19 protein-coding genes are annotated in these 25104 nt (G+C 50.7%); 5 read left to right on the forward strand and 14 right to left on the reverse strand.

Annotation, left to right across the window (positions count from 1 at the left end; all coding sequences use genetic code 11):
• Positions 1 to 451 precede the first annotated feature (451 nt).
• The gene (locus AB7038_RS15065; RefSeq protein ID WP_369453590.1) at positions 452 to 3499 is read left to right on the forward strand and encodes an autotransporter outer membrane beta-barrel domain-containing protein; all 3048 of its coding nucleotides are present in this window, start codon (positions 452 to 454) and stop codon (positions 3497 to 3499) included.
• Positions 3500 to 3657: 158 nt separating this feature from the next.
• On the opposite strand, the gene AB7038_RS15070 is transcribed toward AB7038_RS15065, so the two are convergent.
• The 14 genes from AB7038_RS15070 to AB7038_RS15135 all read right to left on the reverse strand — a co-directional run bounded on the left by AB7038_RS15070 (position 3658) and on the right by AB7038_RS15135 (position 20029).
• Positions 3658 to 3993, reverse strand: a complete 336-nt coding sequence (locus AB7038_RS15070) for a helix-turn-helix domain-containing protein (RefSeq protein ID WP_108655858.1) — start codon at positions 3991 to 3993, stop codon at positions 3658 to 3660.
• Between the two features lie 556 nt (positions 3994 to 4549).
• Positions 4550 to 5731: an acetyl-CoA C-acetyltransferase gene (locus AB7038_RS15075; RefSeq protein WP_368890210.1), complete on the reverse strand. Its 1182-nt coding sequence runs from the start codon at positions 5729 to 5731 to the stop codon at positions 4550 to 4552.
• A gap of 23 nt (positions 5732 to 5754) precedes the next feature.
• Positions 5755 to 7077: a TIGR00366 family protein gene (locus AB7038_RS15080; protein WP_214271796.1), complete on the reverse strand. Its 1323-nt coding sequence runs from the start codon at positions 7075 to 7077 to the stop codon at positions 5755 to 5757.
• Entirely contained in the window at positions 7074 to 7739 is a 666-nt protein-coding gene (locus AB7038_RS15085) for a 3-oxoacid CoA-transferase subunit B (protein ID WP_214271795.1), read from the reverse strand. The genes AB7038_RS15080 and AB7038_RS15085 overlap by 4 nt, the downstream gene beginning before the upstream one ends.
• 10 nt (positions 7740 to 7749) lie before the next feature.
• Positions 7750 to 8400 (reverse strand): acetate CoA-transferase subunit alpha, encoded by a 651-nt coding sequence (gene atoD, locus AB7038_RS15090; RefSeq protein ID WP_072872395.1) that lies wholly within the window; start codon positions 8398 to 8400, stop codon positions 7750 to 7752.
• A 279-nt stretch (positions 8401 to 8679) separates the two neighbouring features.
• The gene (atoC, locus tag AB7038_RS15095) at positions 8680 to 10065 is read right to left on the reverse strand and encodes an acetoacetate metabolism transcriptional regulator AtoC (protein WP_368890209.1); all 1386 of its coding nucleotides are present in this window, start codon (positions 10063 to 10065) and stop codon (positions 8680 to 8682) included.
• Entirely contained in the window at positions 10028 to 11872 is a 1845-nt protein-coding gene (gene atoS / locus AB7038_RS15100; RefSeq protein ID WP_369453591.1) for a two-component system sensor histidine kinase AtoS, read from the reverse strand. The genes atoC and atoS overlap by 38 nt, the downstream gene beginning before the upstream one ends.
• 229 nt (positions 11873 to 12101) lie before the next feature.
• A complete protein-coding gene (locus AB7038_RS15105; RefSeq protein ID WP_368890207.1) occupies positions 12102 to 12737 on the reverse strand; it encodes a bifunctional 4-hydroxy-2-oxoglutarate aldolase/2-dehydro-3-deoxy-phosphogluconate aldolase in 636 nt (211 codons plus the stop codon).
• 20 nt (positions 12738 to 12757) lie between these two features.
• Positions 12758 to 13720 (reverse strand): sugar kinase, encoded by a 963-nt coding sequence (locus tag AB7038_RS15110; RefSeq protein WP_369453592.1) that lies wholly within the window; start codon positions 13718 to 13720, stop codon positions 12758 to 12760.
• A complete protein-coding gene (gene uxaC, locus AB7038_RS15115) occupies positions 13720 to 15141 on the reverse strand; it encodes a glucuronate isomerase (RefSeq protein WP_369453593.1) in 1422 nt (473 codons plus the stop codon). The genes AB7038_RS15110 and uxaC overlap by 1 nt, the downstream gene beginning before the upstream one ends.
• 13 nt (positions 15142 to 15154) lie before the next feature.
• Positions 15155 to 16621 carry a fructuronate reductase gene (locus AB7038_RS15120; protein ID WP_369453594.1) on the reverse strand — a complete coding sequence of 489 codons (1467 nt, stop codon included), beginning with the start codon at positions 16619 to 16621 and terminating at the stop codon, positions 15155 to 15157.
• Positions 16622 to 16688: 67 nt separating this feature from the next.
• The gene (gene uxuA / locus AB7038_RS15125; RefSeq protein ID WP_108655852.1) at positions 16689 to 17873 is read right to left on the reverse strand and encodes a mannonate dehydratase; all 1185 of its coding nucleotides are present in this window, start codon (positions 17871 to 17873) and stop codon (positions 16689 to 16691) included.
• Positions 17874 to 18193: 320 nt separating this feature from the next.
• Positions 18194 to 19504 carry a TRAP transporter large permease gene (locus AB7038_RS15130; RefSeq protein ID WP_004237928.1) on the reverse strand — a complete coding sequence of 437 codons (1311 nt, stop codon included), beginning with the start codon at positions 19502 to 19504 and terminating at the stop codon, positions 18194 to 18196.
• A 21-nt stretch (positions 19505 to 19525) separates the two neighbouring features.
• On the reverse strand, positions 19526 to 20029 hold the full coding sequence (locus tag AB7038_RS15135) for a TRAP transporter small permease (protein WP_143972038.1): 504 nt from the start codon (positions 20027 to 20029) through the stop codon (positions 19526 to 19528).
• Between the two features lie 258 nt (positions 20030 to 20287).
• On the opposite strand from AB7038_RS15135, the gene AB7038_RS15140 reads away from it, so the two are divergent.
• The 4 genes from AB7038_RS15140 to AB7038_RS15155 all read left to right on the forward strand — a co-directional run bounded on the left by AB7038_RS15140 (position 20288) and on the right by AB7038_RS15155 (position 25094).
• Positions 20288 to 21268: a TRAP transporter substrate-binding protein gene (locus AB7038_RS15140; RefSeq protein ID WP_015422348.1), complete on the forward strand. Its 981-nt coding sequence runs from the start codon at positions 20288 to 20290 to the stop codon at positions 21266 to 21268.
• 141 nt (positions 21269 to 21409) lie between these two features.
• Positions 21410 to 22171: an FCD domain-containing protein gene (locus AB7038_RS15145; protein ID WP_370531206.1), complete on the forward strand. Its 762-nt coding sequence runs from the start codon at positions 21410 to 21412 to the stop codon at positions 22169 to 22171.
• Between the two features lie 294 nt (positions 22172 to 22465).
• Positions 22466 to 23611, forward strand: coding sequence for a PLP-dependent aspartate aminotransferase family protein (locus tag AB7038_RS15150; protein WP_368890203.1), 1146 nt, complete (start codon positions 22466 to 22468; stop codon positions 23609 to 23611).
• Positions 23612 to 23648: 37 nt separating this feature from the next.
• Complete coding sequence (locus AB7038_RS15155) at positions 23649 to 25094, forward strand: Na+/H+ antiporter NhaC family protein (protein WP_004904626.1); 1446 nt, start codon at positions 23649 to 23651, stop codon at positions 25092 to 25094.
• Positions 25095 to 25104 lie beyond the last annotated feature (10 nt).

Genomic DNA, 25104 nt, shown 5'->3' on the forward strand with positions numbered 1-25104 from the left:
AACCCGGAACCGGTCACAGCACCGGTTCCGGAAAGTTAAAAAACTCAGCACCGCAGTCTGAATAAAAAAACCTCTGTCCTTCTGACCAATATATTATTAAGTTCCTTGATTGGTTAGCATATTGCGGGAGATATCATCTCCCGCTTTTTTTCGTCTCCGCCTCACCGGCAGTATTCCCTCCTGTAAAACTTCACGTCATTGTAATTGATTCTCTTTTCTGTCTTTATTCCGTATCCCGGAAATGAATTAAACAGCTGCTGACAGAAGAAAATGAAAACATCATAAAAAGCACAGAGAAATAAAATAAGTATGCTTATAACGCATTATTTCGCTATTAAACACTTGGCTAATAAAAATTATTTTTACTATAGTTTTTCCGTATAAAAATAAACATGATTTTTACCCGGGCTGACCTTCAGTCCGGGAACATTTAATTTCAGGGGTTTTTTACATGGAAAAGAAACAGAATCACCGTACCATTTATTGTTTTTTTTTACTTTTAGTCGCGTCAGGCGGTCATGCCATAACGATAAACAAAGGTGTAGTCAAAGAGCTGGATGACAAATCCGCAATAGTGGATTTCGGCAATCTGTCTGTTCAGAACGGCGGTATCATTATTAAGAACGGCACGCTCGAAACGCAGGGTGCAACCATTACAGAAAAAGCCGGAGAAACCGGGTATGTCACGCTTTCAGGCAGTGATTCACGGTGGAATAACACCGGAATGCTCAGGTTAGGTATCATCGACAGACCTCTCGATTTTGATCACATAGTATCACAGGCCAGCCTGAAAATTACTGATGGCGCTAATGTGATAACTGATGATTTCGTGATGGGAAATTATAACGAGGCCCGGGTAAATGAAAGCGGATTTTATGAATTAACGGTCAGCGGAAAGGGATCAAAATTAAAAGTAAATAATAATATCCTGGCATCAACCTATAATTCCAACAGACTTCCGAATGGCACGGTCATCATAAATATTGATGACGGCGGCGTAATTGAAGCTGAAAACATGTCTGTACATGAGATGAACCGTATTAGCCGGGATACGGCGGTTAACACAACGTTAAATATAAAAAATAACGGTCTTCTGAATGTACATAAAGACTTTTACTTTGCAAAATATACTCAAACCGGACACGCTGATATACCGTCAGAGCTGAATGTATTATCCGGCGGAAAAATCAGCGCTGAGAATTTTTATGCCGGTATACATGATGCCGGTAAACATAATTACGAAAATCATACATTCCCCGTTTCTGTATTAATATCAGGCAAAGGATCATCGGTTGAGGTGACAGATAATTTTGTTACCGGTGGTAATCCCCGCAGTTTTTTAAAAGTGGCGGACGGTGCTGAAATCAACGCTGCAAATATCATTATGGCCAGCGGAGGAACCTCTTATATCACTGATAACGGGAAAAAAGCATCCCCGGAGGTTCTCGTCACCGGTGCACAATCAAAAATAACCGCACAGAACACGATGGTGCTGGGCGATGAAGTGGACAACGTCATCACTGTTGAACAGGGCGGCGCATTATCTGCCCGGGACATTATCATCGGCAATAAACACGCAGTCACAACGAATACCGGCAGCTTCGTCAATCTGCTTGCCGGAGGTGAAATCATCACTGACAGTATCAGCCTGAATAAAGACCGTTATTTCGATAATACGGTTATTTTTTATGGTAACGGCGGCAATGCCGGTACGTTGAAAACGGATTATATTGCAGGCTTCACTGGTAATAACAACTACATCCCTGACGCCGGAAACACGAATCTGACGTCCGGGTTAGTATTTAACTATCAGGACAATAATAACTTTTCACCCGACCTGATAAACACCATCAATGTCATCAAAGAAAATACCAACACCATCACGCTGACCGGCAATAACAGCCGCCACAGCGGAATTATTGTGATTGATGACGGAACATTAAAAGCAGGCAATCTGAATTCATTCGGCAACGGGGTTAATGTTCACAACAGAGGTAATTTTGACCTTAACGGATTTGATCAAACCATTTCCTCACTGGATAACCGTGGTGTTGTCAGGCTGTCAAAAAACAACCAGACACAGACAACCTTAAATATCATCAATGACTTAAATTCCGGTAACGGAACGATTATTTTTAATAGCGAACTGGGTGGTGATAACTCAGTGACTGATAAATTAGTCATTAATAAAAACAGTGCCGGTAATACCACCGTTCAGGTGAATAACATTAATGGCCGGGGTGCAAAAACAAAAAAAGGTATTGAGCTGATTACCGTATCCGGCGATTCATCCGGGGAGTTTAAACAAAGCGGACGTATTGTGTCCGGAGCATATGAATATACATTGCAGCGTGGCGGCTATACCGCAGGAACAGACAATAAAAACTGGTATCTGACCAACCTGTATGTGGCACCGCCGGTCAAGCCGGAACCGGTTGATCCCTCCGTTCCTGTTGACCCCTCCGTTCCTGTTGACCCCGTAGTTCTTCCTGAGCCTTCCGATCCGGAAGTACATATTTTTGCCCCTGCAGTCGGCAGTTACGCTGCGAACACACTGGCGGCAAATAACCTGTTTGACCTGCGGCTTCACGACCGCCTCGGGGAAACCCGGTATACGGATGCCCTGACAGGGGAAACAAACGTCACATCGCTGTGGCTGCGCCAGGTCGGCGGGCATAACCGCTTCCGTCAGTTACAGGGGCAGTTAACAACGCAGGACAACCGTTATGTCGCGCAGATTGGCGGCGATCTGGCTCAGTGGTCAACCGATGGTCTGAACCGCTACCATGCCGGTATCATGGCCGGATTTGCAGATCAAAGCAGCAAAACCAGGAACCACCTTAACGGCTATTATTCAAAAGGAAAAACAACCGGTTACAGCGCGGGTCTGTACGGAACCTGGTATGCGGATGACGCGGATAAATCAGGGCTATATACCGATGTCTGGGTGTTATATAACTGGTTTGATCACGAAGTTCACAGTGAGCAGTTTTCTGCGGAAAAATATAAATCACGCGGTGTGACGGCCTCGGTTGAGTCCGGTTATACCTTTAAAGCCGGGGAATTTATGACTGCCAGTGACACCGTAAATACCTTCTTCCTTCAGCCAAAAGCGCAAATCACCTTTCAGGGTGTGAAAGCGAAAAATCACACGGCAGCCGGCAATACAGATGTCCGCAGCAGCGGGGATAATAATATCCGTACCCGTCTCGGCCTGCGGGCTTATCTGCACGGCCATAATGTCATTGATGACGGTAAAGGGCGTAATTTTGAACCTTTCGCAGAAATAAACTGGATTTATAACAGCCAAAAATACGGTGTCAGAATAAACGGAGAACAATTTGATATCGCCGGTACCCGGAATATCGGGGAAATAAAAGCCGGTGTTGAGGGTCAGATTAATACCAACCTGAATCTCTGGGGTAACGTCGCTCAGCAGATCGGCGATGCCGGATACAGTGATACTCAGGCTATGCTGGGTGTTAAATACCTGTTTTAAACCGTTACCGTCTCCGGCAGGCTCATCCCGGATAATATATCCGGGACTGAGCAGCACAGCCTGTTCAGCCATGTACCGGGCACGGCAAACCCGTACAGTAATCCGCAAATCAGCTGTACTGGTCTGTCTTTTTTATTTAAAAGCGGAAATTATGATAATTAAAAATCGCGCGGGGAAATAATACTGTCCGCAATAAGGCTCATCCGGATTTCCTGAATATCCCCTTCTTCATTATTTTCATAAAGAATGTCATCCAGCCCGGTTCCGGTCATATTCATTTCCTCAAAGAAACGACCCGGCGTGAGTTTAAAAGCCAGACTGACACGCAATAACGTATCCACATCAATACGGTTTACCCCCCGCTCATAACGCGAAAGCTGCTGCTGACTAATCCCTATTCTGTGTGCCAGCTGCTTTGTGGTTAAACCTGCATTGGTCCGGTATTGTCTGATAACCTGTCCGATAGCTTCGGAGATCGCATATTTCTTCATCATTAATCAATAACCCTATAAAGACCATCACTAAAATTCCTTATTTAGCTCACTGATCATAGAAAAAACACTTAAAACTATAAGTAGTTTATCGTACATAGGGCCATTTTTGAAAAACCAAAGGTTATGCTGTTTGTGAGTACATGAGGGGGTAAATGAGACTGAATGTTTCGATATATTTCGCCTTTAAAATCATAGTGTAACGAGATAATATTACAAAATATTAATCGATTGAAAGTACAATGAATTAGTAGAATAAGTGTTATATACCAAATAATTAGAAAAAAAATATGTTTTCACTCCATTCAAATACAAATTCCGAGTTTTTACAGGATGTGAAAAAGTGTGTTTGATCCCACACATCGGATTTCAGCATAATAGGTTGATGACTCATCCTAATATGAGCAGCAAACCGCACTTAATAAATTAAATTAATGTAAATATTTTACACGAAAAATTAACTTAATTCGAATTTTGTCAGAAACACAGAAACCGGCACAAAAAAGCCGGTGACAGTCATCCTGCCACCGGCTGAATATCTGCCTGTTATTTCACCGGATTACAGACGTTCAATCACCATCGCAATCCCCTGCCCGCCACCGATACACAGAGTCGCCAGCCCGGTGGTTTTGTTCTGAGCCTGTAATGCATGCAGCAGTGTCACCAGGATACGGGCACCACTCGCACCAATCGGGTGACCCAGGGCAATCGCCCCGCCGTTGATGTTTACTTTTTCAGGATCAAAACCCAGGTCACGGCCGACCGCAAGAAACTGGGAGGCAAATGCTTCGTTGGCTTCGATAAGATCGATATCCTTCAGTGACAGCCCCGTTTTCTCCAGCACTTTCCGCGTGGCCGGAACCGGCCCCAGCCCCATCATCGACGGTGAAACCCCGCCGGAGGCATAACCCCGGATGCGGGCAAGCGGTGTCAGTCCCAGTGATTTGGCACGGGTTTCCGTCATCAGCATCAGCGCTGCCGCACCGTCATTGATACCGGAGGCATTGCCGGCAGTCACCGTTCCCGCTTTATCAAAGGCCGGACGCAGTTTCGCCAGTCCTTCTGCCGTTGATCCGGCTTTCGGGAATTCATCGGTATCCACCACGATATCCCCTTTACGGCTTTTTACCGTCACCGGCACGATTTCCGCCTTAAAGGCGCCGCGCTCAATCGCGCTGACGGCTTTCTGCTGTGATGACAGTGCCAGTGCATCCTGCTCTTCGCGGGTCAGGTTATAGGCTTTGGCGATGTTCTCCGCTGTGATCCCCATGTGATAACCATGAATGGCACACATCAGGCCATCCCTGAGCAGAGAATCAGTCACCACACCGTCACCGAGACGTAACCCGCGGCGGGCCCGGCTATCCAGTAAATAAGGGGCGTTACTCATACTTTCAGTTCCCCCGGCAATAATGATATCGGCATCACCGTAACCTATTGCCTGAGCGGCCAGCGCCACACTTTTTAATCCTGAGCCGCACAATTTATTGACAGTAAAAGAGCCCGAACTCTCCGGAATACCGCTGTTTAGCTGAATCTGACGCGCCGGATTTTGTCCCAGACCGGCCTGAAGCACATTACCCATGATGACTTCATCAACCAGCTCCGGTGCCAGACCGGTTTTTCTCAGCAATTCACGGGTAACGATTGTACCCAGTTCGTTGGCGCTGACATCCGCCAGAGCTCCGCTGAAATTACCGATAGCCGTACGTACCGCGCTGACAATAACAATACTGTTCATATTATTTCCTTATTCTTTTGTGGTTAAAGAAAAACGAGACCAATAATGAAAATCGGGCAGGAAAAGAGCAGAGCCGTGATGCAGTAGCCCATGATGTCCCTGACACCCAGCCCGGCAATCGCCAGCGCCGGTAATGCCCAGAAAGGCTGTACCATGTTCATCCACTGCTCGCCGTAGGCGATGGCCATAACCGATTTGCCCGGATCCGCACCCAGTGCGGCTGCCGCAGGCATCACAAATGGCCCCTGTATAACCCAGTGTCCGCCGCCTGACGGAACAGCAAAGTTAATCAGTGCAGAACTGAAGAAAGTCATCAGCGGGAAGGTGTCTTTGTCCGCGACATTGATAAAGAACTCAGTGATGAGGCCGCCGAGGCCTGAACCTTCCATCATGAGCTGGATACCCGCATAGAACGGGAACTGCACGAGGATTCCGGCGGTACTTCGTGTTGCCGAACTGACTGCCCGCATATACGCCATCGGCGTTTTGTGTAACAGCAGTCCGGTCAGAAGAAATATCATGTTGACGGTGTTAATGGTGATATTGAAACCGTTTTTGATGAAATATAACGCGAGAAAACTGAAGCCGAGCAAACAGATGATCCATGTGATAATCCGGCTTTCTTCCATACGTTCAGATACCGGAGCATCTTCCGGTAATTTTTTCTGGAAGTCCGGTTCTTCTTCCAGTAATGCCGGATCCACCATGACAACATCCCCTTTCGGCGGCATCATCAGACGGGTGACAAACGGCAGTACAGCAATCAGGGAAAGTGTGATAAAAATGTTGTAGCGGGTGAAAATCGTTTCACTGACCGGAATAAGTCCCGCAATATGCTCAACCGGGTTACCCGGGGTTGCCGCCAGCAGCGGCATTGAGCCGGAAAAACCACCTCCCCAGGTCATAAAGCCGATGTAAGCACAGGCGATCAGCAGCGGATAATCGGAGCCTTTCACACGCCGGGCGACTTCCCGTGCGAACATCGCCCCGACCACCAGCCCGAATCCCCAGTTAATAACGCTGGCTATCGCACCGAAAAAAGTGACCAGCATGACTCCCTGAACCGGCGTTTTTGCCAGTGAGGCAGTCAGCCGTAAGATACGTTTAACCGGTGGTGAACTGGCCAGCGCGTGACCGGTCACGATGATCAGCGCCATCTGCATACCGAATGCCAGCAGATTCCAGAATCCATTCCCCCACATATTCACCAGATCCATCGGCGTACTTGGTGTCAGTGACAGCGCGATGATGAATGTCAGCATAGTGAGCAGCATGGCGAAAATCAGCGGATCCGGCAGATAGCGGCTCACCACACGGGTCATGACTCGTGAGATGTTCCGGATCATATGACGACCTCCGCAATACCTGACGGCATTTCACACAAATCCGGTGAAACAATAAAATGCGCACCGGTTTTTTCGCGGATGGTATCGATATCCGTACCCGGCGCATATTCACACAGAATCATCTGATCGTTTTCAAAGCGGAATAACGCCAGTTCCGTCACCAGCACATCCACCGCTTTCACGGCGGTCAGCGGCATAGTGCACTCCGGCAGGATTTTGGCGGAACCGTCTTTTGCACAGTGCTCCATGGCTATGATCACTTTGCGCGCACCGGTCACGAGATCCATCGCGCCGCCCATACCCGGCACCATTTTGCCCGGTACCACCCAGTTGGCGAGGTTGGCCTGTTCATCCACCTGTAAGCCGCCCAGTACGCTGGCATCCACATGACCGCCGCGGATCAGCGCGAAAGAGAAAGCGCTGTCAAACATCGATGCGCCCGGCAGAATGCCGCACGGCTGACCGCCTGCATTGACCAGATTCTTATCCGGCGTGGTTACCGGCCCGAGGCCGAGAAAGCCGTTTTCTGACTGTAATGTGATATGCACGCCTTCCGGCAGATAGTTCGCCACCTGTGTCGGCAGCCCGATCCCGAGGTTCACCACATCACCGTCATTCAGTTCAAGTGCCACACGGCGGGCGATTAATTCTTTTGCATTCATGATGTTTTCCTTATTCTGCAATCAGCCAGTCAATAATTGCCCCTGGTGTGGCAACACAATCCGGGTCGATATCCCCCACCGCGACTATTTCATCCGGCTCGGCAATGGTGATATCTGCCGCCAGCGCCATCAGCGGGTTAAAGTTACGGGCACTGAGGTCATAGGTGAGGTTGCCGAGCGGATCGGCTTTCTGTGCCTGAATCAGCGCCAGATCAGCGCGAAGGGGAAGTTCGAGGAGGTAATCACGGCCATCGAGGGTAATTTTCTGTTTGCCTTCTTCCACGACCGTACCGACACCGGTCGGGGTGAGGAATCCGCCCAGCCCGGCACCACCGCAGCGAATTTGCTCTGCCAGCGTGCCCTGCGGGATCAGCTGTACTTCCATTTCACCGGCGATCATGCGCCGCCCTGTTTCCGGGTTTGTCCCGATGTGAGAAGCAATGACTTTTTTCACCCGGCCGTTGACAATCAGCGGGCCCAGGCCGGTATCCACGAATGCGGTATCGTTGGCAATAATAGTTAACTCTTTGACGCCGGATTCTAATAATTCAGTCATTAAACGCGGCGGTGTACCGACACCCATAAATCCGCCGACCATAATTGTCATGCCGTCACGAAAAAATTCACCGGCTTTTTTCACCGTTATTTGTTTATTCTTCATAGCACTTCCCTTTTATAAAAAAATATAGACACAAGGGTAATAGCAAGCGCCATGCCAATAATAAAATCTGTTTTTTGTTATATTTATATTGTTTTAAGTTGATGATATTAATGGATTTAAAATTCAACAAAATAAATTCATTAACATATAATAAATAAATCACTCATTCCTGATGGTGAAATAAAATGCACAGTGTGAAAATTTATTCACAACAAAAAAAGCACGGTGAATTTATTTTCACCGTGCTTTTTTTAATTATCGATATTAAATTATTATTAATTATTCAATATCGTATTCCTGCAATTTATACATTAATGCCCGGCGGCTGATCCCCAGCGCAGAGGCGGTATGGGTTTTGTTATTCTGAAATTCCGCCAGCGCGGAAATAATCAGCTCTTTCTCGTAAGCTTTAATATTCTCTTTCAGGTTCAGCCCCGGCTCCTGCGTGACCGGAATCAGTGCCACCGGCTGACTGCGGACCTGTGCCAGTAATTGCTCCGGCAGATCTTCGGGGAAAATCACATAACCGGTGCTCATAATCACTGCCCGTTCAATCACGTTGGAAATCTCCCGCACATTGCCCGGCCACTGATAATTCATCAGCAATGCCAGCGTTTCCGGTGCCAGCTCGACAATATCGCGGTTATTTTCCTGACTGAATTTTTGCAGAAAATGAGAAGCCAGCAGCCCCACATCCTCCGGCCGCTCACGCAACGGCGGCAGATTCAGGTGAATCACATTGAGGCGGTAAAACAGATCCTGGCGGAAATGCCCTTCCCGCACCCGTTCATGCATATCGCGGTTGGTCGCGGCAATAATGCGGATATCCACGCGGATGGTTTTACTGCCGCCGACCCGCTCGAATTCTTTTTCCTGCACCACCCGCAGCAGTTTCACCTGTAAATCCGCCGGCATCTCACCGACCTCATCGAGCAACAGTGTCCCGCCGCCGGCACGTTCAAATAATCCCTGACGCTGCACCTGTGCCCCGGTAAATGCGCCCTTTTCATGGCCGAACAGCTCACTTTCCAGCAGCGAGCCGGGCAGCGCCCCGCAGTTCACTTTAATAAAGGGACCATTAGCCCTTTCGCTGTTGTAATGGATCGCCCGCGCCACCACTTCTTTCCCGGTGCCGCTTTCCCCGGTGATAAGTACTGTCGCCTGGCTGCGCGAGACTTTGGCGATATCACGGCAGATTTCCATCATTTTCGGGTTACGGGTCAGCACCCGTCCCCACTGGTAGCTGTCACTCAGTTCGCGGTGCAGCAGATTGATTTCCTGTTTCATCTCCTGCAGCTGTAATGCACGGGAGATAAGCAGTTTCAGCTCTGTCAGGTCGAAGGGCTTGATTACATAATCAAACGCCCCGAGACGCAGTGCGTCCACGGCGGTTTCCACAGCGGCATAGGCGGTCATCAGAATGACCGGCACTTCCGGATTCAGTTCCCGCATCCGTTTGAGGGCCTCAATGCCATCCAGTTTCGGCATGCGGATATCCATCAGCACCACATCCGGTTTATCCCGGACAAAATAGTGCAGTGCAACTTCACCATCCTGTGCAATACAGGTTTCATGACCATCAATGGAAAATGCGGTCTCCAGCATCCTGCTCAGGTTTTTCTCATCATCAACAATCAGGATCCGGTACGATTTCTGTGTAATCATTTTGCTTACTCTGCGTTATCGGCAATGTTATGGTGAATGCTGTTCCGTGATGCTCGCGGCTCTCAAGAAAAATATCTCCCTGATGTGCCGCGATTATCCGCTGGCTGATAGCCAGACCTAATCCTGTCCCTGATGCTTTGGTCGTGAAGAACGGGTCAAAGATTTTTTTCTGCAGCGCGTCAGGAATGCCTGCCCCGTCATCACGAATCACCACCATCACCCGCTGCTCTTCTATATAGCAGGTAGAGATAAAGAGATTGCCTCTGGCCGGAATCGACTGCACCGCGTTTATCATGATATTAAGCAGCACCTGGCGCAGCAGTTCGCTGTTGGCTTCAATCAGCGGCAGTGTGTCATCCGGCTCCCAGGTAAATGTGACCCGTGCTTCCACTCCTTTGGTTTTGACCAGCACCAGCGCCTCTTCAATCAGCCGGTTGACGCTGATCGGGCGGAATGTGCCGGTCTGCGGCCGGGAGAAATCGAGTAACTGTCGGATGATCCGGTCAATGGAGTCGACTTCCTTGAGAATAATACTGATGTATTCCAGTTTATCCGGGTGATTTTCCAGTTCTTTGAGGATCTGCACGAAACCGCTGATCGCCGTCAGCGGGTTACGTACCTCATGGGCGACACCAGCCATCAGCTCGCCGAGTGTCGCGAGTTTTTCCGCCTGCTGCATCCGGCGCTGAACCTCTTTCTGCGCCGTGAGATCTTTAAATATCACCAGCGCGCCGATAAGCTCCCCGCCCGCATTGCGGATACGGCTGGTGCTGACGTTTATCTGAATGGTACGGTCACGGGCGGGATAGGCAATTTCCAGGCTGACGTGCTCAATACCACGTTTCAGCGTGTCCAGAACCGGGCTGATGAAAGGCCGGCCGGAGAAAATATCCCCGTAATACTGTCCGAGCATATCCCGCTCCATATACCCGGTAATCTCTTCTGCTGCCGGGTTTATCATGGTGACACAACCGTTAATATCGACAGCAATAACACCGTCTGCCGCACTTTCAATAATCAGCTCGTTGAGGGTCTTCATCTCCCGTAATGCCTGTGCCAGGGCATTGACGCTGTCACTGATTTCTCCCATCTCCCCTTTCATCATCGGCAGGTGGGTATTCAGATCATGTGACAACGCACTCAGCCCGTTTTTAATTTCATCAATATCCTGACCGAAACGGCGGGAGAACCAGATAATAAAAAACAGACTGAAAACAATGCCAAAAGACACCACCGTGATAACCCGGATATCCATCGCCAGCGCCTGACGGTCAATATCATCCGTCAGCTCATTTGCCCAGACATAACCGATAACCTGTCCGTTGCGTTTTATCGGCACCATCGCGTTCATAATGTTACCGCGGACCTGAGATCCCCATGCCGTCATCGGTTTTCCGGTTTCGAGAACCTGTTTTCCGGTATGTGCTCCGGTAATGGAAGTTCCGATTTTATAGCCGTAAAGCAGCCGTGGTGAGTACGTGACAATGCCGTCCAGTTCCCGGTGATAATAGCCTGTAGCCACTCCCTGAAACATGGCGGTGATTTTTTCCGCCTCCGGATAGAGTTTGTCGCCGATAAGCTTCAGGCGCTCATTCCGCGGCAGGCCCTGTCCGAGCCCGAACTCATTATTCAGAGTCCGTTCCAGCAGATAAGCGACTGAATACAGTTTGTTGCTTTTCTCTCGCAGCAAAGCCGCGCGCCCTTCACTTTCAACAAAATAACCGATGATTAATGTCGGGATAGTGATAAGCAGAACAGAGGCAATAATTAATTTATCGCGCAGGCGAAAGGTCACATGACGAAGCAAAACTGGAGTCCCGCTTAAAAGAGAGGCTGATACCGGTCATCATAATATAGCAATACGGAAATATCTGAGTCAGCCGTCATACTTCGTATGTATTAATAAAAACAATAAGCTATCGTAGTCAAAGCCACAACCGACAGCCGCTGAACGAGCAGAAAACGGACAAAACTGTGCAGGAAAGGAAAAGCAGGCGGCAGACAAAAAATGCTGCCGCACACAAAAAATGGCAGGATTACTTCACAAAATCACTGGCTTCACGCGCCAGTTTGCCGATGGCTGCCCAGTCTTTTGCTTTGATAAGCGAAGCCGGAACCATCCACGAGCCGCCGCAGGCTACAATCTGCGGGATAGCCAGATAGTCGCGGATATTGTTCAGCCCGATACCACCGGTCGGCATCACCTGTAACTGGTGATACGGCGCCAGCATGGCTTTGATCATCGGAATACCGCCTGACGGCTCTGCCGGGAAGAATTTCACGAAATCGATGCCCAGCTCCAGTGCCTGCTCAACCGCGCTGGGGTTGTTGATCCCCGGCACAATCGGGATATCAATCTGCTGACACGCCTGCACAGTATTCGGGTTCAGACCGGGAGAGACGACAAACTGTGCCCCGGCGGCTTTCGCCTGACGTACCTGCTCGCGGTTAATCACGGTTCCTGCGCCCACCAGCATATCCGGGCGGGCTTCGCGCAGTAGTTTAATCGCTTCCGCCGCACACTCAGTACGGAAAGTGATTTCCGCCACCGGCAGACCGTTGTCCGCCAGTGCCTGACCTAACGGGATAATATCTTCCGCGTTATCCACGGCGATCACCGGCACAATTTTCAGCTGCCGGAAACGGGTAATCATTGCCTGTAATTCGGACATCTCATTCTCCTCTTTTCCCGTTAAAACGTGTTATTCAGTAAAGTATCAGTGACCGGGCGGGTCGCCGCCTGCGGGATAATCGCCCCTTTGTGCTGAATCACCACACCCGCAAGCCGGTGGCCCATCCGGGCAGCGCGTTCAATATCCGCGCCGGTCAGCCAGCCCGCCAGGAACCCGGCGTTAAAGGCATCACCGGCTGACGTGGTATCAACCACCTGTTCCGCCGGGGTGGTGGCAATATTGATGGCCGGTGCGTCAGTGCGCAGATCACGGTAGTCACACCCCTGAGCACCCGCTTTGATAATCGCCTGCTTCACCCCGGCTTTTGCCAGACGGGCAAAGGTGGCGTTACGGTCGCTGTCGCCCCACAGACGCGCCTCATCATCATCAGTGACCAGCGCCATATCAGTCAGTGCATACATAGCCTGATAACAATCACGGGTTTCATTTTCATCCGCCCACAGTGCCGGGCGGTAGTTACTGTCAAACAGGATGGTTTTGCCCTGCTGTGACAATGTTTTCAGGTCATCCAGCAATTGCAGCCGGTCTTGCGGCGGCAGAATGGCGAGGCTGATCCCGCTGAGATAAATGGCATCCATCTCCCCCATCTGCGCCAGCAGCGCCGGGTAATCCGGATGACGGACAAGATAGCGCGCCGCCGAATCATTGCGCCAGTAAAGAAACGTGCGCTCGCCCTGCTCATCCAGCTGAATAAGGTATAACCCCGGCTGATGATGCGGATCGATCAGCACATGCGCAGTGTTGACCCCTTCCGCCTGCCAGCGGCTGATCATCCCTTTACTGAGCGGATCGGTTCCCATGGCAGAGATAAAATTCACCTCAACGGCGTCTCCGGCCGCGCGGGCCAGATAAACCGCACTGTTCAGGGCATCACCGCCGTAGCGCTGAACCATCTCCCCGAACGGCGCGCCGTTGAGTTCAATCATGCACTCGCCGATCAGACCAATGCGTTTCACTGTCATTATTCACCTTTTGCAGCAGAAAAATAACGCTGTGCATTATTAAAACAGATATCACGTACCATCTGCCCCAGCATGGTTTCATCTGCCGGAATTTCGCCGTTTACCGCCAGCGTGCCGAGCATATTACACAGAATGCGGCGGAAGTATTCATGACGAGTATAGGACAGGAAACTGCGGGAATCTGTCAGCATCCCGACAAACTGACTTAACAACCCCAGCTGTGACAGCTGTTCGAGCTGACGCTGCATACCGTCTTTCTGGTCGTTGAACCACCAGCCGGAACCGAACTGCACTTTACCTGCGATACCGCCGCCCTGGAAGTTGCCGATCATGGTCGCCAGCACTTCGTTATCATGCGGGTTCAGGCAGTAAAGGATAGTGCGCGGCAGCTCATCGGTTTTATCCATTTCATCAAGCAGACGTGACAGGGGATACGCCACCGGCGCGTCACCGATGGAATCAAAACCGCTGTCGGCACCGAGCAGCTTAAACATGCGCGTGTTGTTGTTGCGCAGCGCACCGATGTGCAGCTGCATCACCCAGCCGCGTTTCGCATACTGCTTTCCGAGCCAGACCAGCACCGCCGTTGCAAACTGCGCGGTGGCGGTTTCATCCGGGATTTCCCCGGCAAGACGTTTCTGCAGAATCGCATCCAGCACCGGTTCATCCGGCACCGGCGCATAGCGCAGAATCTCAATACCGTGGTCGGAGGCAACACAGCCGTGCTGCGCAAAGTGAGCCAGACGGCGTTCCAGCGCGGTCAGCAGGTCGCTGAAACGGCGGATCTCCACATCGGCACTCTGTCCGAGCTTCGCGATATAATCCGTGAAGCCGTCCAGTTCAATTTTAAAAGCGCGATCCGGGCGCCAGCTCGGACGCACTTCAATATCAAAGCTGTCATCCTGCGCAATCTGCCGGTGGTATTCCAGCGAATCTGCCGGGTCATCGGTGGTGCCGACCATATGCACATTCATCTGCTGCATAATGCCGCGCGCGGAAAATTCAGGCTGCGCCAGTTTTTCATTGGCCTCATCCCAGATGCTCTGCGCTGTTTCCGGCCCGAACACCTTACCGGTGATACCGAACGGGCGGCGCAGTTCCAGATGTGTCCAGTGATAGAGCGGGTTACCCAGGGTCATCGGCACCGTTTTTGCCCACGCCTGGTATTTTTCATAATCACTGCTGTCGCGTCCGGTGATAAGCTGCTCCGGAATTCCCGCCGAACGCATGCCGCGCCATTTGTAGTGATCCCCTTCCAGCCAGATCTGCCCGAGGTTATCAAAACGGCGGTTTTCCGCGATTTCACGCGGATTCAGGTGACAGTGATAGTCATAGATTGGCATGTCCGCCGCGTAGTCATGATAAAGACGGCGGGCGATGTCGCTGTGCAGTAAAAAGTCTTCGCAAAGAAACTGTTTCATAAACTCTCCGGGATTACAGTGCGGCAACAGCCTGACGGGCACCGACATCAAGTAACTGCTGATACGCGCGTTTCACCGCATCAACAAAGCCCTGCTGTTTCGGCAGGTCGTTACCGAAAATGGATTCAATTGCCAGCAGCTCATCCACCACCGCCACAGACAGGCCGTGTTTCGCATAGATAGCTGCGAACGTCTCTGCCAGCGGGTCACGCACATCGATTTTGTTGCCCTGCTCATCAGTGCCGCTGACATAACGCATCCAGCCCGCCACGCCCAGTGCCAGATGACGATAGTCACTGCCGTCCGCGATATGCTGCGCAACCGGGTCCAGCAGGCGCTGCGGGAGCTTCTGGCTGCCGTCCATCGCAATCTGCCAGGTCTGGTGTTTCAGGGACGGATTGGTAAAGCGGTCAATCAGGTTATCCGCATAGGCAACCAGGTCGGTTTCTTCCGGCATGGTGAGGGTCGGAGCCTGCTCATCCAGCATCAGTGCGCGGGCGGCTTTGCGGTAATCCGGGTTGGTCATGGTATCGGAAATATGCGCATAACCGCCGAGATAGCCGAGATATGCCAGGAAAGAGTGGCTGCCGTTGAGCATCCGCAGCTTCATTAATTCAAACGGCACCACGTCCTGCACAAACTGCGCACCGGCACAATCCCACTCAGGGCGGCCGTTAACAAAATTATCTTCAATCACCCACTGACGGAACGGCTCACAGGCGATAGCACAGTTATCTTCCGTTCCCAGCAGCTGTGCGATTTCCGCCAGCGTTTCCGGGGTGGCCGCCGGAACAATGCGGTCAACCATCGTGCACGGGAAAGTGACATTGGCTTCAATCCACGCCGCCAGCGCCGGATCCTGTAACCGCGCCAGGCCGAGCACAGCTTCGCGGGCAACATGACCATTCTCACGGACGTTATCACAGGAGAGCACGGTAAACGGCGGCAGACCGCGCTCATGACGGCGTTTCAGTGCCGCTGTGATATAGCCGATAGCGGAGCGCGGGGTCTCAGGTGTCGCCAGATCCTGTTTAATCAGCGCATTTTCCGGGTCAAGCTGCCCGGTCGCCGGATCGGTGCAGTAGCCTTTTTCGGTCACGGTCAGGGAAACAATACTGACATCCGGAGAAGCCATTTTCTCAATCACCGCATCAATACCGTCGATCAGCGGGTGCATCGCTTCTTTCATCGAGCCGATAATTTTCAGCTCTGTGTTATCCGCCCCTTTCTCTGCCACGGTATACAGCATGGACTGGGCTTTCAGCCCTTCGATCAGTGCCGCATCCTGTGCCGACATCAGGTTAACTTCGCAGTAACCCCAGTCGCTGTCTGTTTTTTCTAATACGTGATGGGTATACAGCGCCTGATGTGCGCGGTGAAACGCACCGCAGCCGAGGTGAACAATACGGGTGGTGAGACGATCAGTCGTCCAGTCAGGACGCGTTGCGGTGATGTCCGCAGTGACAAGATTCTTTTCCATTACAGGCTCCCGGGGAGCAGGCTGCGGGAGAGATCCCGCAGCCCGGCAGGTACAAAGGTATGAGATATTATTTTGTATAGAATGCGCGGTGAATACCCATTTCCAGACCGCGGATTTCAGCCAGCCCTTTCAGACGTCCGATGGCGGAATAGCCCGGGTTGGTTTTCTTCTTCAGGTCATCCAGCATCTGATGACCGTGATCCGGACGCATCGGGATCAGGGACTCAGACCCGCTCTCACGGCGGCGGTTCTCTTCGGCGGCAACCGCGCTGATCACATTATACATATCCACATCACCGGCCAGATGCGCCGCTTCGTGGAAGGTGTTCGGGTTTTCTTCGCGCATGGTTGAACGCAGATGCAGGAAGTAAATCCGCGGACCAAAGGTCTGAATCATATTGACCAGGTCGTTATCAGCACGTACGCCGTAAGAGCCGGTGCACATGGTGTAACCGTTGGCATCACTGTTGACGGTATCCGCCATCCACTGCATATCTTCAATCGTGGAGACAATGCGCGGCAGGCCGAGGATAGGACGCGGAGGATCATCAGGATGCACAGCCATTTTCAGGCCGCACTCTTCAGCCACCGGAATGATTTTATTCAGGAAATACGCAAAATGCTCACGTAATTTCGCTTTATCGATACCGGCGTAACGTTTCAGGTGCTGGCGGAATTGTTCAAGTGTATAGCCTTCTTCCGCACCCGGAAGACCGGCAATAATATTGTTTATCAGTTTTTGTTTTTCGTCATCCCGCATGGTTTCAAAGCGGGTTTTGGCCTGCGCCAGTTCTTCTGCGGTGTAGTCCTGCTCAGCCCCTTCGCGCTGTAAGAGGTAAATTTCGAACACCGCAAATTCAATCTGATCAAAACGTAATGCTTTTGAGCCGTCCGGCAGTTCATATTCCAGGTCAGTACGGGTCCAGTCGAGAACCGGCATGAAGTTGTAGCAGACAGTATAAATACCGCAGGCGGCGAGGTTACGCAGAGATTGCTGATAGTTGGCAATCCATTTTTCATAGTCACCGGTCTGTGTTTTGATATCTTCGTGGATAGGCACACTCTCAACCACGGTCCATTCCAGATGGTTGGCTTCAATCAGCGCCTTGCGCTTCTGAATTTCGTCTGTGGTCCAGACTTCACCGTTCGGGATATGGTGCAGCGCTGTCACGATACCGGTAGCGCCCGCCTGACGAATATCAGATAAAGTAACCGGATCTGCCGGTCCGTACCAACGCCAAGTTTGTTTCATACTAAACCTCGTTTATGCTCCGCGAATATCATCACTGTTTATTTGGTTGACCAATTAAATCCCCGGTGTGGCGAGTATTGCTGTCAAACCCTGCTGTCACGTGTACAGCGTTGTCATCTTCCTATCAACACAGAGAGACGTCAAGCCTGAAAACAATATTGGTCAACCAATATCACATTTTGTTTTATGATTAATTTATTGTTTTTACTGTAAATAAAAATAAATCAACGATAAGTACGTTTTTGTTACTTTCATTTTATTAAACCGGTAAACCAAAACAGTCACTCATCCGGCAGGGCAGATGAGTGACAACACCGGTATTACGATGGTGTATAATTCAGGACTAACTCAGGCAGCCACAGGCTGAGCTGAGGGAAATAGGTCACCACCGCCAGCGCCGCAATCAGTGCGATATACATCGGCACCAGTGGTTTCAGGACTTTATCAATACTGACTCCGCCCACAGAACACCCGACAAACAGTGCGCTGCCAACCGGCGGGGTACAGATACCGATAGCCAGGTTGAATGTCATGATGATCCCGAAGTGCACCGGATCAATCCCCATATCCATGGCGACAGGCAGGAAAATCGGGGTGAAAATCAGCACCGCCGGTGTCATGTCCATAAAGATGCCGACAATCAGCAGGATGATGTTAATGACCAGCAGGATAGTCAGCGCGTTATCGGAAATCGCCATCAGACCGTCAGCAATCAGATACGGCAGATCCGCGTTCGCCATCGCCCATGACATCCCCATGGATGCCCCGATCAGGAGCAGCACGATAGAGGTTGTCACTGCCGATTCCAGAATAATTTTCGGCAGGCGGCTGAAACTGACTTCACGGTAAATAATCACGGCCAGAACAAAGCTGTAGATCACGGCAATCGCGGATGCTTCTGTTGCGGTAAAGATACCGGCGATAATCCCGCCCATAATCACCACGATCAGCATCAGTGACGGAACGGCTTTCCAGACTGTTGAGAAAAACTCATTCCATGTCGGGCGCGGTGCAACCGGATAACCGCGTTTTTTCGCGATAATCCCGGAAACAATCATCAGAGACAGCCCCATCAGGATGCCCGGAATATATCCGGCCAGGAACAGTGCCGCAATCGACGTACCGCCGGAAACCAGCGAGTAAACAATCAGCGTGTTGCTCGGCGGGATCAGCAGACCTGACGGACAGGATGCAATATTCACCGCAGCAGACAGTTCCGGGTCATACCCCTCTTTTTTCTGCATCGGGGACATAGTACCGCCGACCGCAGCCGCTGAAGCCACAGCAGAACCGGAAATCGCACCAAACAGCATGTTCGCCATGATGTTCACGTGCAGCAGTGAGCCCGGCAGACGGCCGCCGATCACTTTTGCCACATTAATCAGCCGGGCGGCGATACCGCCCTGGTTCATAATGTTACCGGCGAGAATAAAGAACGGGATCGCCAGCAGCGAGAAGTTATCCACCCCTGCCGCCATACGCTGGGCGACAACGGTAATCGCGGAGTCGAGCGGCAGCGTCATGGCAATCGCCACTAACGATGACAGGCCGATAGCGAAAGAAACCGGAACACTGAGAACCAAAAGAAACGCAAAGGTGCCGAAGAGCGCGGCAATCACATACCAATCCATAATTAACCTCTCATCGCACCATTAGTGGCTGTCAGTCAGTTCAGTATTTGCTGAACCCGGCTGAAAGAGTGAAAAGATATCAACCAGTGCATACATAATCATCAGTAAGCCGCTGATTGGTAAACAGAGATAGATGTAACCCATCTGCCAGCCCAGAGCCGGGGTGATCTGACCGCTTTCCAGTGTGGAAGAGACCAGTGTGCTGCCGCCGTACACCAGCACAATGCCTGCAAAGGCAATAATGGCAATCTGGATAAATAAACTGACAAACTGCTTTCTTGCACCTGACAGTTTCATAACGAGAAGATCAATCGCGAGGTGCCGGTGTTGTCCTGTGGTGTAAGCCGCACCAATCATGGCGACCCACATAAAAAGGTAACGGGCGAGCTCATCAGTAACGGTACTCGGGGAACTGAGGATATAGCGGGATAACACCTGCCATGTCACACAGAACACCAGGAATGCTGATAAACAGATAGTAAAAACAGCAAGCCCTTTATTAATCAGCGCTACAAGGTTTTTCATTGGCCTTGTCCTTGTTCTTATTTTGGTTAACCAATTTGGCAACTGTCACACCAAATACAAATTTTGCTGTTCGAGCATAGTCTATCCCGCTGAAAACAGTGAGTGACGGTGATCACATTATGATTTGGTTAACCAGAGATTGGGGTTATTTTGTGATAGTGGTCAACCAATGAAGGTTTACCTTTTGACCACTTAGTGACTTGTGATTAAGGTGAGACAACATAATAAGAAGCTCATTTTCCTCCGGAGAACCCTAACGTGAAAAACAGCAAACGTATCCTCAGCACTGTTATCGGCGCGGTATTTGCTCTCAGCGCTACTCAGGCTTTCGCCGCCACCACGCTGAAACTCAGCCATAACCAGAACCGTGATCATGCTGTTCACAAAGCCATGACACAGTTTGCGGATGACGTAAAAACCAAAACAAACGGTGACGTCCGCATCCGTATCTACCCGGACGCGCAATTGGGCAACCAGCGTGAATCCATGGAATTAATGCAGAACGGTGCTCTGGATATCGTCAAATCCAATGCTGCTGAACTGGAAGCATTCTCACCGGCCTACTCCGTCTTTAACCTGCCTTATCTGTTCCGCGACAAACCACACTACGAAAAAATTATTTACGGTGATATCGGGCAGGAGATCCTCGACTCCAGCAAAGACAGCGGCTTTGTCGGTCTGACTTACTATGATGCGGGCGCGCGCAGCTTCTATGCCAAGAAACCTATCCGCACACCGGACGATCTGAAAGGTCTGAAAATCCGCGTGCAGCCGAGCCCGACTGCTATCTCAATGGTAAAAGCACTCGGCGGTAACCCTACTCCGCTGGCTTACGGTGAACTCTATACCGCCTTACAACAGGGTGTGGTTGATGCGGCAGAAAATAATATCCCGTCCTATACACTGAGCCGTCACAGCGAAGTCACCAAGTTCTTCTCCCTGGACGAACACACAATGGTGCCGGATGTGCTGGTGATGTCGACCAAATCACTGGATAAGCTGACACCGGAACAGCAGGAAATTGTGAAGCAGGCAGCCAAAGACTCCGCACAGACAATGGCGAAACTCTGGGAAGCCTCAGAAAAAGAAGAACGTGCGAAAGTTGAGAAGCAGGGTGTTGAATTTATCACCGTTGATAAAGTCACCTTCCAGGATGCGGTAAAACCGATGTATGACGATATTGCCAAGTCCAACCCTGAGTTATCCAAAATGGCAGATCGCATCCGCGACGTGAAATAATCTCCGTTGCACCTCTCAGATAAACCACCCTGTATTATCAATATCGGGTGGTTTATTTTATATTATAGTCATCAAAATCATTTTTGGTTGACCAATATCTGGTAAACTGACTCCGATTTCATTTTATTTATGGCACCACAGATGACTCAATTTATCGAATCAAAACGTCCTTATCAGGAAGTTGGCCACGCATTGCGTCAGATGATCACCAATATGCATTATGCCGTGGGTGATAAGCTTCCTCCTGAGCGCGAAATTGCTGAGATGCTCAGTGTGTCCCGTACCGTGGTACGCGAGGCACTTATTATGCTGGAACTGGAAAACCTGATAGAGGTCCGTAAAGGATCCGGTATCTATATTACTGACCTGCCGCACCAGAAAGACGGTTATACGGATAACGGTTCGCTCAATGCCGCCGGCCCGTTTGAGCTGTTACAGGCTCGGCAGCTGCTGGAAAGCAATATCGCGGAATTTGCCGCTACTCAGGCCACGCCGGTGGATATCGCCAATATGCGCAGCGCCCTGCAGCGGGAACGCGACGAACTGAAAACCGGGGAAGATGAAACCGGCGACCGCGAGTTTCACCTGGCTATCGCGCAGGCGACTCATAACAGCATGCTGGTGGAGCTACTGAAACAATCCTGGGCCTGGCGGGAAAACAATCCGATGTGGCTGAAACTGCACACACGCATCACCAATAAAGATTACCGCAAAGAGTGGATGACCGATCACCAGGTGATCCTCGCCGCCATGATTAAGAAAGACCCGGCGGCGGCCAAAGAAGCCATGTGGCAGCATCTGGAAAATGTAAAACAGCGCCTGCTGGAGCTGTCGGATGTCGATGACCCGAATTTTGATGGTTATCTGTTCAACTCCTATCCTGTCGACCTGGTGCGGAACTGATCCCCCGCACACATTTTTTACTCTCAGACATCAGAAACCGGGCAAAATCAGCCCGGTTTTTTTGACCGCAAAATAAAAATAATAACCTTATTATTCATAGTGTGATTCACCTCTCATTCATATAAAACACGCAATCATCTGATATATAACAATTATTTTATAACAGAGAAATTTATTCTCTGCCGTCTGCGGCAGCGGAATTTTTTTAGAAAATTTTTTCTGACTACCTGTGCCACTATCCGGCCATTACAATAACCATTAAATATTCATCGCATATTTTACAGGACACCAACTATGAGTAAGAAAATTGCCACTGTGCTGATCCACGGCGGACAGCAGCAGGATAAAGTGAACCATGCTATTTTCCCGGCGATCACCACCGCCAGTACGTTTGTACAGACCAGCCTGAGCGAACACGGTGAATACGCCTATTCCCGCGTCAGTAACCCGACCCGCCACGCCTATGAAACACTGCTGGCCGATGTCGAGGAAGGCACTTACGCCACTGCAACGGCCTCCGGTGTGGCGGCTGCGGCACTGGTGCTGAATATCTTCCCGCAGGGCTCCCATATTATTGCGATGAAAGGCGTGTACGGCGGGACATTCCGTCTGTTTGAGCGCGTGGCAAAAGAGAACTGCGGCCACGAGTTCGATTATGTTGATCTCAATGATTCAGCTGCAGTACGCAGCAAAATCAAAGACAATACCCGCATGATCTGGATAGAAAGCCCGACCAATCCGTTACTGGAACTGGTTGATATTGAAGCCATCTGCGGACTGGCCAAAGAACACAATATCGTAACCTGCATCGATAACACCTTCGCGACACCGTGGAACCAGAAGCCCCTGACCATGGGTGCGGATCTGATCATGGTCTCCTCCAGTAAATATATCGGCGGCCACTCTGATTTAATCGGCGGCGCGGTGATCACCAACCGTGACGATCTCGCGGAAAGACTGAATTTCCTGAAAACCACCACCGGCGCGATTGCCTCACCCTTTGATGCCTATCTCGCCCTGCGCGGCCTGAAAACCCTGGCACTGCGGATGGCGGCACAATGCAGCAATGCACAGGCCGTGGCGGAGTTCCTGTCCGGTCACGATAAAATTGAAAAAGTATTTTACCCGGGCCTGAAAGATCATCCGCACTATGAGTTATGCAAAAAACAGATGCGCACCGGCGGTGCTGTGGTCACTATTCAGCTGAAAGGCGGTCTCACAGAAACCGAAGCATTTGTGAAAAAACTGCGCTATTTTGTGCTCGCTGAATCGCTGGGCGGCGTGGAGAGCATGGTGAATCACTCCGCGACTATGTCCCACGGCTCTATGACCCGCGAAGAGCGCGAATCCATCGGTGTTTTTGACAGCACACTGCGTTTGTCTGTCGGCATCGAAGATATCGGCGATTTACTGGCTGATTTACAGCAGGCTCTGGCCTGACACAGCATCACTACCACTATAATAAAAGAGAAAGCGTATGCAGGACTATGGTATCTGGACGGTCATTACCCCGGTCGTCACTATTATTCTGGCCATCTGTACCCGTCAGGTGATTTTATCACTACTGATCGGGATACTTGTCGGCTTTACTGTTATTCATGATCACAACCTCTTACTGGGGATCCGCGCGACCCTCGAAGGGATTATTGATGTCTTTAAATCATCAGGAAACGCCAAAACCATCATCTTCATGCTGATGATTGGCGGGATTATGCGGCTGGTCGTGGTGACCGGCGGTGTACGGGCACTTGTCCGCCTGCTGACCAACAAAACGCAGATCATCAAAGGCCGCAAAGGTGTTCAGCTGCTGGCGGTGATTATCACGTCCCTGATTTTTATCGAAAGCTCGATTAACCAGCTGGTTTCCGGTGCTTCCACCAAAGCGCTGGCGAAGAAATACGGTGTGCCGCCGGAGAAAATGTCTTACATCATCCAGACCGCCTGTGTGTCTGTCTGTTCTTCCGCCATGATCAACGGCTGGGGTGCGGCAATGATGGGCGTTATCGGTGTGCAAATCTCTCAGGGACTGATCACCGGCGAACCGTTTGATATCCTGGCACATTCCATGGTTTACAACATCATGGCCTGGTTCTCTCTCGCCAGCATTCTGTTCTATATATTCAGTAATGTCTCCTGGGGACCGATGCGCAAAGCAGAAATGCGTGCGCAGGCGCTCATCAGCTCTGCGGACGTTATCACCGGTACGCCGGAAGAAACGCACGACGAGCCGGAAGATGATAAAGACATTATTGATCATCCGAACTGCCATACCTCACTGAACTTCTTTATCCCGATCCTCTCCACCATTCTGATGGTGCCGGTCGCGCTGTATATCACCGGTGACGGCGAGTTCAGCAAAGGCAGCGGTTCCACCTCGGTTTACTGGGGCGTAATGTTCGGGACGGCGGTGTCATTTGTCTGGTTCCTGGCGCGCCGCGTGATGAATGTCGATACCTTCTTTAAAGAGCTCTATATCGGCTATGCCAATATGATTAAAATCAGTTCGGTGATGATCCTCGCCTTCCTGATGGGCTCAGTCTCTTCTGACCTTAACACCGGTGCCTATATTGCCCAGGTAACATCCGGGGTTATCGCACCGGGCTTCTCTGTCGGCTTTATCTTCCTGATCAGCGCTATTATGTCACTGGCGACAGGGACTTCCTGGGGTACATTCGCTATCATGATCCCGATTGGTGTGCAGCTGGGTCTGTCCGTTGGTATGCCGCCGGAATATATGATTGGTGCCGCTATCGCCGGGTCTATCTTTGGTGATATGACCTCCCCTATCTCCAGTGATGCGATCGTAGCGTCGATGGCGACAGACTGTGACCATATTGAGCATATCCGTACTCAGATGCCGTATGCGGTATTAACCGCGAGTTTTGCGCTGGCCGTCTATCTCTGGTTAGGATTCACCTACTGAGTATGACCGC

The organism is Morganella morganii, from assembly GCF_041099235.1.
GTDB lineage: Bacteria > Pseudomonadota > Gammaproteobacteria > Enterobacterales > Enterobacteriaceae > Morganella > Morganella morganii_E.

Coding starts and splice junctions, on each gene's coding strand:
- AB7038_RS15070 (WP_108655858.1), bottom strand. CDS start 3,993: ATGATGAAGAAATATGCGATCTCCGAAGCTATCGGACAGGTTATCAGA.
- uxaC (WP_369453593.1), bottom strand. CDS start 15,141: ATGAAACAGTTTCTTTGCGAAGACTTTTTACTGCACAGCGACATCGCC.
- AB7038_RS15110 (WP_369453592.1), bottom strand. CDS start 13,720: ATGACAGTGAAACGCATTGGTCTGATCGGCGAGTGCATGATTGAACTC.
- AB7038_RS15120 (WP_369453594.1), bottom strand. CDS start 16,621: ATGGAAAAGAATCTTGTCACTGCGGACATCACCGCAACGCGTCCTGAC.
- AB7038_RS15080 (WP_214271796.1), bottom strand. CDS start 7,077: ATGATCCGGAACATCTCACGAGTCATGACCCGTGTGGTGAGCCGCTAT.
- AB7038_RS15145 (WP_370531206.1), top strand. CDS start 21,410: ATGACTCAATTTATCGAATCAAAACGTCCTTATCAGGAAGTTGGCCAC.
- AB7038_RS15105 (WP_368890207.1), bottom strand. CDS start 12,737: ATGTCCGAATTACAGGCAATGATTACCCGTTTCCGGCAGCTGAAAATT.
- AB7038_RS15130 (WP_004237928.1), bottom strand. CDS start 19,504: ATGGATTGGTATGTGATTGCCGCGCTCTTCGGCACCTTTGCGTTTCTT.
- AB7038_RS15135 (WP_143972038.1), bottom strand. CDS start 20,029: ATGAAAAACCTTGTAGCGCTGATTAATAAAGGGCTTGCTGTTTTTACT.
- atoC (WP_368890209.1), bottom strand. CDS start 10,065: ATGATTACACAGAAATCGTACCGGATCCTGATTGTTGATGATGAGAAA.
- AB7038_RS15155 (WP_004904626.1), top strand. CDS start 23,649: ATGCAGGACTATGGTATCTGGACGGTCATTACCCCGGTCGTCACTATT.
- uxuA (WP_108655852.1), bottom strand. CDS start 17,873: ATGAAACAAACTTGGCGTTGGTACGGACCGGCAGATCCGGTTACTTTA.
- AB7038_RS15075 (WP_368890210.1), bottom strand. CDS start 5,731: ATGAACAGTATTGTTATTGTCAGCGCGGTACGTACGGCTATCGGTAAT.
- AB7038_RS15085 (WP_214271795.1), bottom strand. CDS start 7,739: ATGAATGCAAAAGAATTAATCGCCCGCCGTGTGGCACTTGAACTGAAT.
- atoD (WP_072872395.1), bottom strand. CDS start 8,400: ATGAAGAATAAACAAATAACGGTGAAAAAAGCCGGTGAATTTTTTCGT.
- AB7038_RS15065 (WP_369453590.1), top strand. CDS start 452: ATGGAAAAGAAACAGAATCACCGTACCATTTATTGTTTTTTTTTACTT.
- AB7038_RS15150 (WP_368890203.1), top strand. CDS start 22,466: ATGAGTAAGAAAATTGCCACTGTGCTGATCCACGGCGGACAGCAGCAG.